Source organism: Burkholderia sp. D-99, from assembly GCF_011605345.1.
Classification (GTDB): Bacteria; Pseudomonadota; Gammaproteobacteria; order Burkholderiales; family Burkholderiaceae; genus Burkholderia.
On record NZ_JAAOXM010000006.1, the window covers coordinates 263,293 to 276,549 of the forward strand.

9 protein-coding genes are annotated in these 13,257 nt (G+C 67.0%); 2 read left to right on the forward strand and 7 right to left on the reverse strand.

Features of this window, described 5'->3' with window-relative positions; genetic code table 11:
• Window positions 1-37: 37 nt before the first annotated feature.
• Both glnL and glnA read right to left on the reverse strand, forming a co-directional pair.
• Entirely contained in the window at window positions 38-1,180 is a 1,143-nt protein-coding gene (gene glnL, locus HAV18_RS23180; protein ID WP_166960338.1) for a nitrogen regulation protein NR(II), read from the reverse strand.
• Between the two features lie 160 nt (window positions 1,181-1,340).
• On the reverse strand, window positions 1,341-2,756 hold the full coding sequence (gene glnA, locus HAV18_RS23185) for a type I glutamate--ammonia ligase (RefSeq protein WP_129512515.1): 1,416 nt from the start codon (window positions 2,754-2,756) through the stop codon (window positions 1,341-1,343).
• Window positions 2,757-3,161: 405 nt separating this feature from the next.
• On the opposite strand from glnA, the gene HAV18_RS23190 reads away from it, so the two are divergent.
• Entirely contained in the window at window positions 3,162-3,626 is a 465-nt protein-coding gene (locus tag HAV18_RS23190) for a rhodanese-like domain-containing protein (protein WP_085039235.1), read from the forward strand.
• Window positions 3,627-3,741: 115 nt separating this feature from the next.
• Here the strand turns inward: HAV18_RS23190 and HAV18_RS23195 are convergent, their stop codons facing one another.
• The 5 genes from HAV18_RS23195 to hrpA all read right to left on the reverse strand — a co-directional run bounded on the left by HAV18_RS23195 (window position 3,742) and on the right by hrpA (window position 11,854).
• A complete protein-coding gene (locus HAV18_RS23195) occupies window positions 3,742-4,557 on the reverse strand; it encodes a molybdopterin-binding protein (protein ID WP_166960341.1) in 816 nt (271 codons plus the stop codon).
• Window positions 4,554-5,381, reverse strand: a complete 828-nt coding sequence (locus HAV18_RS23200; protein WP_166960344.1) for an EI24 domain-containing protein — start codon at window positions 5,379-5,381, stop codon at window positions 4,554-4,556. The genes HAV18_RS23195 and HAV18_RS23200 overlap by 4 nt, the downstream gene beginning before the upstream one ends.
• A gap of 111 nt (window positions 5,382-5,492) precedes the next feature.
• Window positions 5,493-6,467 carry a sterol desaturase family protein gene (locus tag HAV18_RS23205; protein ID WP_166960347.1) on the reverse strand — a complete coding sequence of 325 codons (975 nt, stop codon included), beginning with the start codon at window positions 6,465-6,467 and terminating at the stop codon, window positions 5,493-5,495.
• 16 nt (window positions 6,468-6,483) lie between these two features.
• Window positions 6,484-7,473, reverse strand: a complete 990-nt coding sequence (locus HAV18_RS23210; RefSeq protein WP_166960350.1) for a beta-propeller fold lactonase family protein — start codon at window positions 7,471-7,473, stop codon at window positions 6,484-6,486.
• 181 nt (window positions 7,474-7,654) lie between these two features.
• The gene (hrpA, locus tag HAV18_RS23215) at window positions 7,655-11,854 is read right to left on the reverse strand and encodes an ATP-dependent RNA helicase HrpA (RefSeq protein ID WP_166960353.1); all 4,200 of its coding nucleotides are present in this window, start codon (window positions 11,852-11,854) and stop codon (window positions 7,655-7,657) included.
• A gap of 23 nt (window positions 11,855-11,877) precedes the next feature.
• Here hrpA and argA point away from each other — a divergent pair, with 23 nt between their 5' ends.
• Window positions 11,878-13,257, forward strand: coding sequence for an amino-acid N-acetyltransferase (gene argA / locus HAV18_RS23220; RefSeq protein WP_039364826.1), 1,380 nt, complete (start codon window positions 11,878-11,880; stop codon window positions 13,255-13,257).

Consider the following 13,257-nt stretch of genomic DNA (forward strand, 5'->3'; position numbering starts at 1 on the left):
AGATATTGGTGAATCTGGTGAATCGCCATGCCGCCGCTCAATGGTCGAGCGGCAGCAGGATCTGAAATTCGGTACGTCCGGGCCGGCTTTCGACCTCGATCATCCCGTCATGCTGCTGCACGAACGTCTGCGCGAGCGTCAGGCCGAGACCGCTGCCATCGTCGCGCCCGGACACGAGCGGGTAGAAGATCCGGTCGCGGATTTCTTCCGGGATGCCGGGCCCGTTGTCGATCACGTGCAAGTCCAGTGCCAGCCGGTACAGGCGCTTCGCGATCGTCACCTTGCGCGCGATGCGCGTGCGCAGCTCGATCTTCGCGTCGCCCTGCGCGATCCGTTCGCGCAGCGCCTGTGCGGCGTTGCGCACGATGTTGAGCAACGCCTGGATCAGTTGCTCCTTGTCGCCACGCAGGTCCGGCACGCTCACGTCGTAGTCGCGCTCGATCGTGAGCCCGCGCGGGAATTCCGCGAGCATCACCGCGCGCACGCGTTCGCATACTTCATGAATGTTCACGTCGCCGACGATGTGCGGGTGCCGGTGCGGCTCCAGCAACCGGTCGACGAGCGTCTGCAGGCGGTCGGACTCCTTGATGATCACCTGCGTGTATTCGCGCAACTCGCCGCGCTCGCGCTCGCCGAGCTCGAATTCGAGCAGCTGGGCTGCGCCGCGAATGCCGCCGAGCGGATTCTTGATCTCGTGCGCGAGGTTGCGGATCAACTGCTTGTTGACCGCGGTCAGGTCGTGGATGCGCTCCTCGCGATCGGTGCGCGACTGCCGTTCGTTCTCGAACAGCTCGACGAGCACGAAATCGGGCGAGGTCTCGAGGAAGCCGACGATCGCATGCACGTGCAGCGGTTCGCGGCCGGGCCGGTCGAGCACGGTATCGAGGTGCGTCGCGTGAAAGCGTTCCTCGCCGATCGCAGTGATCGTCGACGCCAGCTCGTTCGCGTTCGGAAAAATCTCGCCCCACGGCCGCTGTGCGAGCTGCCGGCGCGAGATGTCGAGCATCGCCTCCGCCGACGGGTTCGCGAACGCGATCCGCAGCGTCTTGCGGTCGAGCACGATCACGACCGTCGGCAGCGCTTCCAGCCCCGCCAGCAGGCCCGAGCGTGCGAGCCGCTCGTCGTCCGTCAGTCGCTCGGGCTGCCCCGTTTTCGCCTTGATCAGATTCTTCAGAACCATCTGCGTGCTTGTCGCGCCTCAACGGGCCAGAAAAGGAAAATCACCGGAACAAAAAAGGGACGGCTGGACGCCGCCCCTTTCAGACTCCGCCGCCCCCGCCGCCAACCGCGCGGCGGGAACGAACCGGCAAAACGGCGCTGAATCGAAGCGCCATCGCCGATTACAGCGAGTAGTACATCTCGAACTCGATCGGGTGCGTCGTCATGCGGAACTTCGCCAGCTCCTGCTCCTTCAGCGCGAGGTATGCATCGAGCATGCCGTCCGTGAACACGCCGCCGCGCGTCAGGAACTCGCGATCCTTGTCGAGCGCTTCGAGTGCCTGGTCGAGGCCCGCGCAGACGGTCGGGATCTTTGCATCCTCTTCCGGCGGCAGGTCGTACAGGTTCTTGTCCGCTGCTTCGCCCGGATGGATCTTGTTCTGGATCCCGTCGAGGCCGGCCATCATCAGCGCCGTGAAGCACAGGTACGGGTTCGCCATCGGATCCGGGAAGCGCGTTTCGATACGGCGGCCCTTCGGGTTCGACACGTGCGGAATGCGGATCGATGCCGAACGGTTGCGTGCCGAGTAAGCGAGCTTGACCGGTGCTTCGAAGTGCGGGACCAGACGCTTGTACGAGTTCGTCGTCGGGTTCGTGATCGCGTTCAGCGCGCGAGCGTGCTTGATGATGCCGCCGATGTAGAACAGCGCCAGTTCCGACAGGCCGGCGTAACCGTTGCCCGCGAACAGGTTCTGGCCGTCCTTCCAGATCGACTGGTGAACGTGCATACCCGAACCGTTGTCGCCGACGACCGGCTTCGGCATGAACGTCGCCGTCTTGCCGTACGAGTGCGCGACGTTATGGATGATGTACTTCGACCATTGCGTCCAGTCGGCGCGCTCGACCAGCGTCGAGAACTTCGTGCCGATTTCGTTCTGGCCCTGGCCCGCCACTTCGTGGTGGTGCACTTCGACCGGGATGCCGAGCTGTTCGAGCAGCAGGCACATTTCCGAACGCATGTCCTGGAACGTGTCGACCGGCGCGACCGGGAAGTAGCCGCCCTTCGTGCCCGGACGGTGGCCCGTGTTGCCGCCTTCGAATTCCTTGCCTGCCGACCACGGCGCTTCTTCCGAGTTGATCTTCACGAAGCAGCCCGACATGTCCGTGTTCCACTGGACCGAGTCGAAAATGAAGAATTCCGGTTCCGGACCGAAGTAGGCCGTGTCGCCGATGCCCGTGCTCTTCAGGTACGCTTCGCCGCGCTTCGCGAGCGAACGCGGGTCGCGCTCGTAGCCCTTGCCGTCGGCCGGCTCGACCACGTCGCAGGTCAGCACGAGGGTCGACTCTTCATAGAACGGGTCGATGAAGGCTGCGTTCGGGTCCGGCATGAGCAGCATGTCCGACGCCTCGATACCCTTCCAGCCCGCGATCGACGAACCGTCGAATGCATGGCCGCTTTCGAATTTGTCTTCGTCGAACGCCGAAACCGGCACCGACACGTGCTGTTCCTTGCCACGCGTGTCCGTGAAGCGGAAATCGACAAACTTGCAGTCCTCGTCCTTCACGAGTTGCATGACGTCGGCGACGGTTTTACTCATAACCTCTTCTCCTGATTGAACAATTCTGGCGGACTGGGAACCGCCTCGTTTATCGAGCTGATCGGGATCTTGCTTTGGCGCAGCGCGCCCCGATTCGACCGAATTCTATAAAGCAGCTTCCGTGCCACCTGTGCGCAAGATTGGCGCGAATCGCGCCGGCGCTCGCCGCGCCGGGGCCGGGCTGCGCAATTCCGGGGCTCGACGTCGCACCGCCCGCCGCTCGATGGCACCGCCATGGTGCAATCGTCGCAACGCACCGCGGCCACGGAATCATTCTGGTGCATGCGCGCCATTCTGCACTTTTTTGGTGAGCGCGTGTGTGGTGCGCGCACCGTACCCCACACGGCCATCCGTGCCGCGACGCCGCGCTAGAATGTTCGTTTGACCGATAGGAGGCTCCCTGCCATGAGTACGCTCGACCAGCTTTACACGAAGGCCGACGAACGCCGCGCCCAAGGCGCGCTCAACTACGCCGGGGCGCTGCTGCCGGCCGAAGCCTTCGAGTTGCTGCAGCTCGATCCGTCGGCGCGCCTCGTCGACGTGCGCACCCGCGCCGAACTCGACTGGATCGGCCGCCCGCTGGTCGGCGACGGCCAGTACCTGCACCTCGAATGGACGCGCTACCCGGGCGGCGTGCCGAACGCCGAATTCGTCAACGAACTGAAGGCGGCCCTCCCGGCCGATACACCGATCCTGTTCCTGTGCCGCAGCGCCGCGCGCTCGAAACTCGCCGCGGTCGCCTCCACGCAGGCCGGCTTCACGAAGGCGTTCGACCTGCTCGAAGGCTTCGAGGGCGCGAAGGACGCCGAGGGCCACCGCAAGACGGTCGACGGCTGGTGCTTCCGGAAACTGCCGTGGATCGGCGCCTGACGGCGCGCCGCTTCCGCCGGTGACGACAACCTCATCGTCGAGCCGGGCGATGACATGCCGATGACGGGCCGCGTTGCGCGGCCCGTGGTTTTTGTGCCGCCGGTTGGCGGGCCGCTCAGGCGCGCGGCGTCTCGGGTTCGACGACGTCGCCGCCGAGCAGGTGCACGCCTTCGCGCAGCTTCACGTACGCGGCCGCGACCGCTTCCGGCTCGCCCTTCACGCCGAGGTCGATGTGACGGCGCGCATAGATCCCGCCGCGCTCCGTATCGCCCACGCTCGGCAGACTGAACACGCGCACGCCCGGGAAATCGCGCTCGATGCGCTCCATCAGCGGCGTGAGCGTCGATTCCGGCAGCTCGAACACGTACAGCGAACGCTCCGCGTGCGGCGTCGCATGATGCAGATGCGCGTACTTCGTATCGAGCACCCATTCGATCATCGGCCACGCCATCACCGGGAAGCCCGGCACGAAGTGCAGGTCGCCGACCGAGAAACCGGGAATCCGGTTGTAGCCGTTCGGGATGATCGTCGCGCCCACCGGGAACACACCCATGTTGAAGCGGTGCTGGTTCTCCGGCGACTCGAAGTCGACCGGCGTGGCCGGATCGGCGTGCGTTTCGCGGATCCGCTCCGAAATCAGCACCTTCGCTTCCGGATGCAGCTCGAGCGTCACGCCGAGCGCGGCGGCCGCGCACTGGCGCGTGTGGTCGTCCGGCGTCGCGCCGATCCCGCCGGTCGAGAACACGATGTCGCCCGACGCGATCGCGCGGGCGAGGGTCGCCGTGATGCGCGCCGGATCGTCGCCGACGTATTCGGCCCAGTCGAGCGCGAGGCCGCGCGCGCCGAGCAGCTCGATGACCTTCGCCAGATGCTTGTCCTGCCGGCGTCCCGAAAGGATTTCGTCGCCGATGATGATGATGCCGATGCTCATGCCTGCCCCATGTCGATTGCGGTGGCGCGCGAACTCGCACGCAGGTCCTCCAGCGCGCGCAGGCAGTAATGCCCGAACCACAGCGCCGAGAAGACGAGGATGAAAGCGTAAACCCAGATCATGGCCGCCGCGACGAACGGGAACAGCACCATCATCCAGACCGACGATACCCACACGAAGGTCGGCACGGTGCCGAGCAGCCCGGTCGCGACGCCGATGCCGATCAGCGGCCAGCGGTGCTGGCGCACGAGCGCCCGGCGCTCGTCGCGGCTCGCGTGCAGCGCGAGCGCGTCGTAGGTCATCACGCGGTACGTGAGCCAGCCCCAGATCACGGGCGGCAGCAGCGCGAAGAACGGCGGAATCAGCCACAGCGGGATCGTGACGACCAGCAGCACGACGCCGACGAGCGCCGCGCCGAGCGAATTGAACGCGCTGCCGAAGAAGGTGCCGCCCCGCTTCGACTCGAGCGCCGCGAACTGCCGGTTCGACAGGTGCTTGATCACGACCGGCATCGAGATCGTCGCGATCAGCAGCAGCACCGTCAGTACGATCAGCGGGATCGCGAGCGACACGACCACGAACGGCGCGACGACCGCATGCAGCTGCGACATGCCGATCGCGTCGAACGCGCGATACAGCATGGCCGTCAGCACGAAGCCGTCGAGCGCGCCGCGCGCGATATCCAGCAGCGTCTGCCACGAGAACCACAGCACGGCACCCCAGAGCAGCGCCGAGACGACGAACGGCATCAGGGTGAGCCACAGCATGCGCGGGTGCAGCGCGCTGGCGAGCGCCCGGACGAAAGAGCGCAGCAAGTCGTTCATGCGAGCCTGTATCGACAGAGAAAAACGGGGAAAGGATAAACCACGCGGCCCGCATGCGCCAAAGCACATGCGGGCCGCGTGGGAGAGCCGCTCAACGTGGGAAGGGCCGGATCAGGCCGATGCCGCGCCGCGCTTGGCGGGGAACAGGCGCCGGAAGATCCGCACGAACGCGAGGCCGTGCTGCGACCAGAAGCCTTCGCCGTAGGACACGCCCTCGACCTGGTCGCGGATGCCGGTCGGCTCGACCGTGCGGTTCCACGACGCGGTGCCGAACATCATGTCCCACCACGGGAACAGCACGCCGAAGTTGCAGCCGTACTTCGTGCCTTCGTGGCCGTAGCCGACCGCGTGGTGGCGCCGGTGGAAGATCGGGCTCACGAACAGGCGCTCGCCGAGCCAGCCGAACGACAGCCGCGCATTCGTGTGCTGAATGCTCTGCATGAAATTGGTGAACGCAGTCAGCACGACGAACTGCGACGGCGTCACGCCGATCACGAGCGCGATCGCCGCGAAGAAGCACGACTGGATCACGTCGTCGAGCACGTGGTTGCGGTCGTCGCACCACAGCGACATCTGGCGCTGGCTGTGATGCACCGCGTGCAGCTCCCACCAGATGCCGAACTTGTGCTGCCAGCGGTGATACCAGTAGCCGGCGAAATCGAGCACGACGAGATAGATCGCGAACGCGACGATCGGCTTCGAGGTCACGCCCGGCCACAGGTAGTCGAGGTTGACGTTCGCGATGCCGTGCAGGCGCAGCCACGCCTGGAAGTTGTCGAACACCGGCTGCAGCGCGAAGAAGAAGAACAGCGAGTAGATGCCGAGCTTCGCGATCGCGGTGTAGATCACGTCGACCCGCACGGCACGGCGGTTCGTCCAGCGCTCGACGGGCAGCAGCGCCTCGAACGGGCGCAGCAGCACGAACATCAGCACCATCTGCAGCGCGCCGACGATCACCCAGTACAGCGCGTCGTAGGTGTCCTCGTCATAGTCCATCAGGTTGAACTTGAAGAGGAGCGGTTGCACGACGTCGACGTACAGCCAGGTCTGGATGTCCGACACGAACGCATCGATCAGGTGCAGCATCGTTCGCCCCCGCCCGTCACGCGCCGTTCGCGGCGCGCCACGGCGCGCGGTCGTAGAAGTAGATCCCGTGCGGCGAACGGCCGACGGCGATCGTCTGCACCAGCTTGCGCGACGCGAGGTCGATGATCCCGACCTTCTTCGCGAAGCGGAACGTCACCCACAGCGTCTTCTTGTCGGCGGACAGCTCCATGTCGTCCGGGCCCGGCAGCAGGCCGGTGATGTCGCCGACGTTGGTGAGCGTGTTCTCGTCGATGATGCTGATCGTGTTCGCGACCCGGTTCGTCACGGCGACGTGCGTGCCGTCGGCGAGCGAACGGAAGTTGTGCGCGCCCTTGCCGGTGTAGATCTGCTTGACGACCTTCTGGTTGCGCCAGTCGACCACCGCAACGTAATCCGCGCCCGTCATGCCGACGAGCAGGTATTTGTCGTCCGGCGTGAGCCACAGGCCGGCCGGCACCTTGCCGACCTTCATCTTCCACTTGACCGTCTGCGTCGGCAGATCGATCGCCGCGATCTCGCCGGACACCTGCAGCGACACGAGCACCGTCTTGCTGTCCTTCGTGAACGCGAGGTGGCTCGGCATCACTTCGAGCGGCACGCGCTTCACGAGCTTCAGGTCGCGGCCGTCGTAGCCGTAGATGTCCACGCGATCGAGGCGCAGGCCGGCGGCCGCGAACCACTTGCGATCGGGCGAGAAGCCGAGCTGGTACGGATCGTCGATACCCTCGACGGTGCGCTGCAGCTTGCCCGTCTTCGGATCGAGGAACATCAGGCTGTTCGAGACCGAATTTGCAACGATCAGCGACGAATTATCGGGCGTCGCCATCAGGTGGTGCGGTTCCTTGCCGGTCGGCATCGTGCCGATGACCTGGCGGGTCTGCTGGTCGATCAGGGAAAGCGTCGCTTCGGCCGAATTGAGGATGATCACGTTATTCGCGTGGGCGGCGGGCGCCAGCACGGCGGCGGCCAGCGCGAGCGTGCGGCCGAGGGAAAGGAAAGTGCGCATGAAGACTCACGTCGTGGAACAACCGTCATTGTAAAACGTTCAACCGGCCCGGCCGGTTGACGGAAGCCGGCATTGCGCCACTTCGACGCACGCGGCGGCGGCCCGGCTGGCCGGCGCGGCAAGCGCCGCGCGGCCGGCCGGGGCCAGCCGCCGGTGCGGGACCCGGGAAGCCGATGTTGCGCTAGCGCTGCATCGACTCCCAGACCTTGTGCAGACGCTTGACAGAGACAGGCATCGGCGTGCGCAGTTCCTGCGCGAACAGCGAAATCCGCAATTCCTCGAGCAGCCAGCGGAATTCCGCGAGCCGCGGATCCGCGACGCCGCCGCGCTGCGACACCGCGCGCTGGTACTGCTGGGCGAGCGGCAACAGGTCGCCGGACTGCTTCGCGTCGCGCGCCGGATCGGCCTTCAGCTTGTCGATCCGCAGCGCGATGCCCTTCAGGTAGCGCGGGAAGTGCGCCAGTTGCGCGTAGGGCGTGTCGATCACGAAACGCTTGCCGACCAGCGCGGCGAGCTGCTGCTGCAGGTCCGCATGCGCCTGCGCGAACGGCTTCGCCTGCGCGAGCTTCTTCACGAGCCCCGCGTATTCGGCCAGGATCTGCCCGACCAGCCGCGCGATTTCCTGCGCGAGCAGGTTCAGGCGGCTGCGGCCCTCGTCGCGGCGCGCGTGGAAGCTCGCATCGTCGTCGGGCAGCGGATCCTGCAGGCACGCGCGGTCGAGCGCCGTGTCGATCAGCTGGTCGCGCAGCTCGTCCTGCGTGCCGAGCGACATGTACTGCATCGCCATCTCGCGCAAGCCCGGCAGGTTCTTCTCGAGGAACTTGATCGGCTCCTTCAGCTGCAGCGCGAACAACCGCCGCAGGCCGGCCCGGTGAATGCGCGCGGCCTCCTCCGGCGAATCGAACACCTCGACGTCGCAATGCGTGCCGCGATCGACGAGCGCCGGGTAGCCGTACAGCGTCTGGCCGCGCCGGCGGATCTCCAGCAGCTCGGGGAGCTTGCCGAAATTCCACGTCGTCAGGTTCTCGTACAGCGCGGTCGCGCCGGCTTCCGCCGGAGCGGACGTCTGCGGCGCCGCGCCCTTGCCGGCCTTCGCGCCGCGACCGGCGGTGCCGGCAGTGGCGGGCGCCGCCGGCGCCTGGCCGACCGGCTGACCTGCATCGGCATCGCCGCCCGTCGCGATCGTCGACGCCGCCGCGATCTTCTGGAACTGCTGCTGCGCCTGCGCGCCCAGCTCCTGGCGAAGCTGCGCGAGATTGCGCCCCATTGCGAGCTGGCGGCCGTGCTCGTCGATCACCTTGAAGTTCATGAACAGGTGCGCGGGCAGCGTCTCGAGCTTGAAGTCGGCCGTCTTCATCGCGATTTGCGTCTCGCCGCGCACGTCGGCGATCAGCGCCTCGACGAGCCCGCCCGCGCCAAAGCGCTCGCGGCCCATCCGTTCGACGAAGCCGGCCGCGTACTCGGGCAGCGGCACGCAGTGCCGGCGCAGCTTCTGCGGCAGCGACTTCAGCAGCAACTGCACCTTTTCCTTCAGCATCCCCGGCACGAGCCACTCGCAGCGGCGCGCGTCGACCTGGTTCAGTGCGTACAGCGGCACCGCGAGCGTCACGCCGTCGCGCGGCGTGCCGGGCTCGAAGTGATACGTGAGCGCCATCTCGACGCCGGCCATCGTCGCGCGCTTCGGGAACAGCTCGGTCGTCACGCCGGCCGCCTCGTGGCGCATCAGGTCGTCGCGCGACAGGTACAGCAGCCGCTGCTTGTCCTCCGGCTGGCCGCCCTTCTTCACCTCGTCGCGATACCAGCGCTCGAATGCGGCACCCGTGTGGATGCCTTCCGGGATCGCCTGGTCGTAATACGCGTAGATCAGCTCGTCGTCGACCAGCACGTCCTGCCGACGCGACTTGTGCTCGAGCTGCTCGATGTCGGCGAGCAGCTTGCGGTTGTGCGCGAAGAACGGCAGCTTCGTGTCGAATTCGCCTTCGACCAGCGCGCCCCGGATGAACAGCTCGCGCGCACGCGCCGGATCCTGCTTGCCGAACGCGACGCGCCGGCGGTGGTAGATCGGCAGCCCGTACAGCGTCGCGCGCTCGAACGCGCTGACCTGCGCCGGGCGCTTTTCCCAGTGCGGCTCCGACAGCGATTTCTTCAGCAGGTGCGCGCCGATCTTCTCGACCCATTCGGGCTCGATCTTCGCGAGGCAGCGCGCGTACAACCGGCTCGTCTCGACGAGCTCGGCCGCCATCACCCAGCGGCCGGCCTTCTTCGCGAGCACGGAGCCCGGCCACAGGTAGAACTTGATCCCGCGCGCGCCGAGATAGTGCGGATCGTCGTCGGCCTTCATGCCGAGGTTGCCGAGCAGCCCGGTCAACAGGGCCAGATGGACCTGCTCGTAAGTCGCCTCGGTTTCGTTGAGCCGCCAACCGTGCTCGCGCACGACGGTCAGCAGCTGCGAATGGACGTCGCGCCACTCGCGCAGCCGCAGGTGCGACAGGAAGTTCTGCCGGCATGCGTCGATGAGCTGGCGGTTCGACTTCTTGTGCGCAACCGCCTCTTCGAACCACGCCCAGATCTTCAGCCACTGCAGGAATTCGGAACGCTCGTCGGCAAACCGGCGGTGCGCCTGGTCGGCCTGCTCCTGCGCCTCGATCGGCCGGTCGCGCGGGTCCTGCACGGACAGTGCGCTCGCGATGATCAGCACCTCGCGCAGCGACTGCTGGTCGCGTGCGGCCAGAATCATCCGGCCGACCCGCGGGTCGAGCGGCAGTCGCGCGAGTTCGCGGCCGAGCGGCGTCAGCGCGTTGTCGTCGTCGACCGCGCCGAGTTCGTTGAGCAATTGATAGCCGTCCGCGATCGCGCGGCCGGGCGGCGGTTCGAGGAACGGGAACGATTCGATCGCCGTCAGGTGCAGCGACTTCATCCGCAGGATCACCGACGCAAGCGATGAGCGCAGGATTTCCGGATCGGTGAAGCGCGCGCGCGCCTGGTAGTCGCTTTCCTCGTACAAGCGAATGCAGATACCGTCGGCCACGCGGCCGCAACGGCCCGCGCGCTGGTTCGCGGCCGCCTGCGAGATCGACTCGACCTGCAGCTGCTCGACCTTGTTCCGGTACGAATAGCGCTTCACGCGCGCGAGGCCCGTGTCGACCACGTAGCGGATGCCCGGCACCGTCAGCGAGGTTTCCGCCACGTTGGTCGCGAGCACGATCCGGCGCGCATTCGACGCCTTGAACACCTTGTCCTGGTCGGTGGCCGAGAGCCGCGCGAACAGCGGCAGGATCTCGGTGTGCGGCGGATGGTGCTTGCGCAGCGCCTCGGCCGCCTCGCGAATCTCGCGCTCGCCGGGCAGGAACACCAGCACGTCGCCGGGGCCTTCGCGGCACAACTCGTCGACCGCGTCGACGATCGCGTCCATCAGGTCGCGCTCGGCTTCGCGCGCGGTCTTCACGCGGTCGCGGCCGCCCGTGCCTTCGGCGTTCTTCACGGCCGGGCGATCTTCTGCCACCGGCCGGTAGCGCATCTCGACCGGATACAGCCGCCCGCTCACCTCGATCACGGGCGCCGGGCGCTCGTCGGTACCGAAATGGCGCGCGAAGCGATCGGCGTCGATCGTCGCGGACGTGACGATCAGCTTCAGGTCCGGGCGCCGCGGCAGGATTTCCTTCAGGTAGCCGAGCAGGAAGTCGATGTTCAGGCTGCGCTCGTGCGCCTCGTCGATGATCAGCGTGTCGTACGCCTTCAGCAGCGGGTCGGTCTGCGTCTCGGCGAGCAGGATGCCGTCCGTCATCAGCTTCACGGACGCGCCCGGTGCGAGGTTGTCGGTAAAGCGCACCTTGTAGCCGACCACCTCGCCGAACGGCGTGCCGAGTTCCTCGGCGATCCGGCGGCCGGTGGACGACGCGGCGAGCCGGCGCGGCTGCGTATGGCCGATCAGGCCCGTGCCGCCGGCACCGAGGCCGCGGCCGAGATCGAGACAGATCTTCGGCAGCTGCGTGGTCTTGCCCGAGCCGGTTTCGCCGCAGACGATGACAACCTGATGACCGGCGATCGCGCGCGCGATTTCGTCGCGCTTGCCCGACACGGGCAGGCTTTCGGGGTACGTGATCGGCGGAACGGGATTCGGCGCGACGATGGCGCGCGGCGCACGCTCGCGGCGCGGGGGGCGCTCGCCCGTTGCCTGCGGTGCGCCCTTCGCGGCCGGCTGGCGCGCATCGCCGCGCCGTTCGTCACCGCGCGGCGCGTGTGCCGGCGTGCCCGCCGGCTTGTCCTGCTGCTGGCGCGGCGGCTGGCCCTGCTGCTCGCGTGCATCGGCCGCACCATCCGGGTGCCGGGCCGACGGCGTATTGGCCCGCGTCGGCGCGGGACTTTTAGAAACATTCGACATGGGGGCGCATTATAATCCCGCCCATGAATTCCCAAACCGACCTCCCCCCCGCCCAGACCGGCGCCACGACGCCGCCGGCCGCCGACGACTCGGCCGCCAGTCACGCGCAGTTCGTCGACTGGATGCGCTCCGTCGCGCCCTATATCCACAAGTTCCGCAACAGCACGTTCGTCGTGGGGTTTGGCGGCGAGGTGGTGCAGCAGGGGCTCCTGAACGCGCTCGTGTCCGACATCGCGCTGCTGCAGGCGATGGGTATCCAGATCGTGCTGGTGCACGGCTCGCGCCCGCAGGTCGAGGAGCAGCTGAGCCTGCATGGTGTCGAATCCGAGTTTTCGCACGGCCTGCGCATCACCGATGCGCGCGCGCTCGAATCCGCGAAGGAAGCGGCCGGTGAAGTGCGTCTCGACATCGAGGCCGCGATCAGCCAGGGTCTGCCGAACTCGCCGATGGCGCACGCGCACATCAGCGTCGTGTCGGGCAACTTCGTGACCGCGCGGCCGGTGGGGATTCTCGACGGGGTCGATTTCGCGCATACGGGCATCGTGCGCAAGATCGACGCCGAATCGATCCGTCATTCGCTCGCGAGCCGCAAGCTCGTGCTGCTGTCGCCGCTCGGCTTCTCGCCGACCGGCGAAGCGTTCAACCTGTCGATGGAAGACGTCGCGTCGGCGGCCGCGATCGCGCTGCGCGCCGACAAGATCATCTTCCTGACCGAAGCGCCCGGCATCGTCGACGACGAAGGCGAGCTGGTGCGCGAAATGTCGCTCGACGCCGCCGCCGAGCTGCTCGATTCCGGCAACGTCCAGGGCGACGACGCGTTCTTCCTGAAGCACTCGATCCGCGCGTGCCGCGGCGGCGTGACGCGTGCCCACCTGATCCCGCAGTCGCTCGACGGCAGCATGCTGCTCGAACTGTTCCTGCACGATGGCGTCGGCACGATGATCTCGTACGAGAACCTCGAGAGCCTGCGCGAGGCGACGCCGGACGACGTCGGCGGCATCCTGTCGCTGATCGAGCCGCTCGAGTCGGACGGCACGCTGGTGCGGCGCGGCCGCCACCAGATCGAACGCGACATCGACCACTTCTCGGTGATCGAGCACGATGGCGTGCTGTTCGGCTGCGCGGCGCTGTATCCGTACCAGCAGGAGAAGATCGGCGAGATGGCGTGCCTGACGGTCGCGCCGGAAGCACAGGGCTCGGGCGACGGCGAACGCCTGCTCAAGCGCATCGAGCAGCGCGCCCGCGCGCGCGGCCTCACGCACATCTTCGTGCTCACGACGCGCACCGAGCACTGGTTCCTCAAGCGCGGCTTCGTCAAGGTCAGCGTCGACGACCTGCCGGAAGACCGCCGCAAACTCTATAACTGGCAGCGCAAGTCGCTCGTGCTGATGAAGCAGCTCTGA

Excerpts from the sequence above, each read along its gene's own strand:
- HAV18_RS23195 (WP_166960341.1), bottom strand. The coding sequence starts at position 4,557 with ATGAGCATCGGCATCATCATCATCGGCGACGAAATCCTTTCGGGACGC.
- hrpA (WP_166960353.1), bottom strand. The coding sequence starts at position 11,854 with ATGTCGAATGTTTCTAAAAGTCCCGCGCCGACGCGGGCCAATACGCCG.
- HAV18_RS23200 (WP_166960344.1), bottom strand. The coding sequence starts at position 5,381 with ATGAACGACTTGCTGCGCTCTTTCGTCCGGGCGCTCGCCAGCGCGCTG.
- argA (WP_039364826.1), top strand. The coding sequence starts at position 11,878 with ATGAATTCCCAAACCGACCTCCCCCCCGCCCAGACCGGCGCCACGACG.
- glnA (WP_129512515.1), bottom strand. The coding sequence starts at position 2,756 with ATGAGTAAAACCGTCGCCGACGTCATGCAACTCGTGAAGGACGAGGAC.
- HAV18_RS23190 (WP_085039235.1), top strand. The coding sequence starts at position 3,162 with ATGAGTACGCTCGACCAGCTTTACACGAAGGCCGACGAACGCCGCGCC.
- glnL (WP_166960338.1), bottom strand. The coding sequence starts at position 1,180 with ATGGTTCTGAAGAATCTGATCAAGGCGAAAACGGGGCAGCCCGAGCGA.
- HAV18_RS23210 (WP_166960350.1), bottom strand. The coding sequence starts at position 7,473 with ATGCGCACTTTCCTTTCCCTCGGCCGCACGCTCGCGCTGGCCGCCGCC.
- HAV18_RS23205 (WP_166960347.1), bottom strand. The coding sequence starts at position 6,467 with ATGCTGCACCTGATCGATGCGTTCGTGTCGGACATCCAGACCTGGCTG.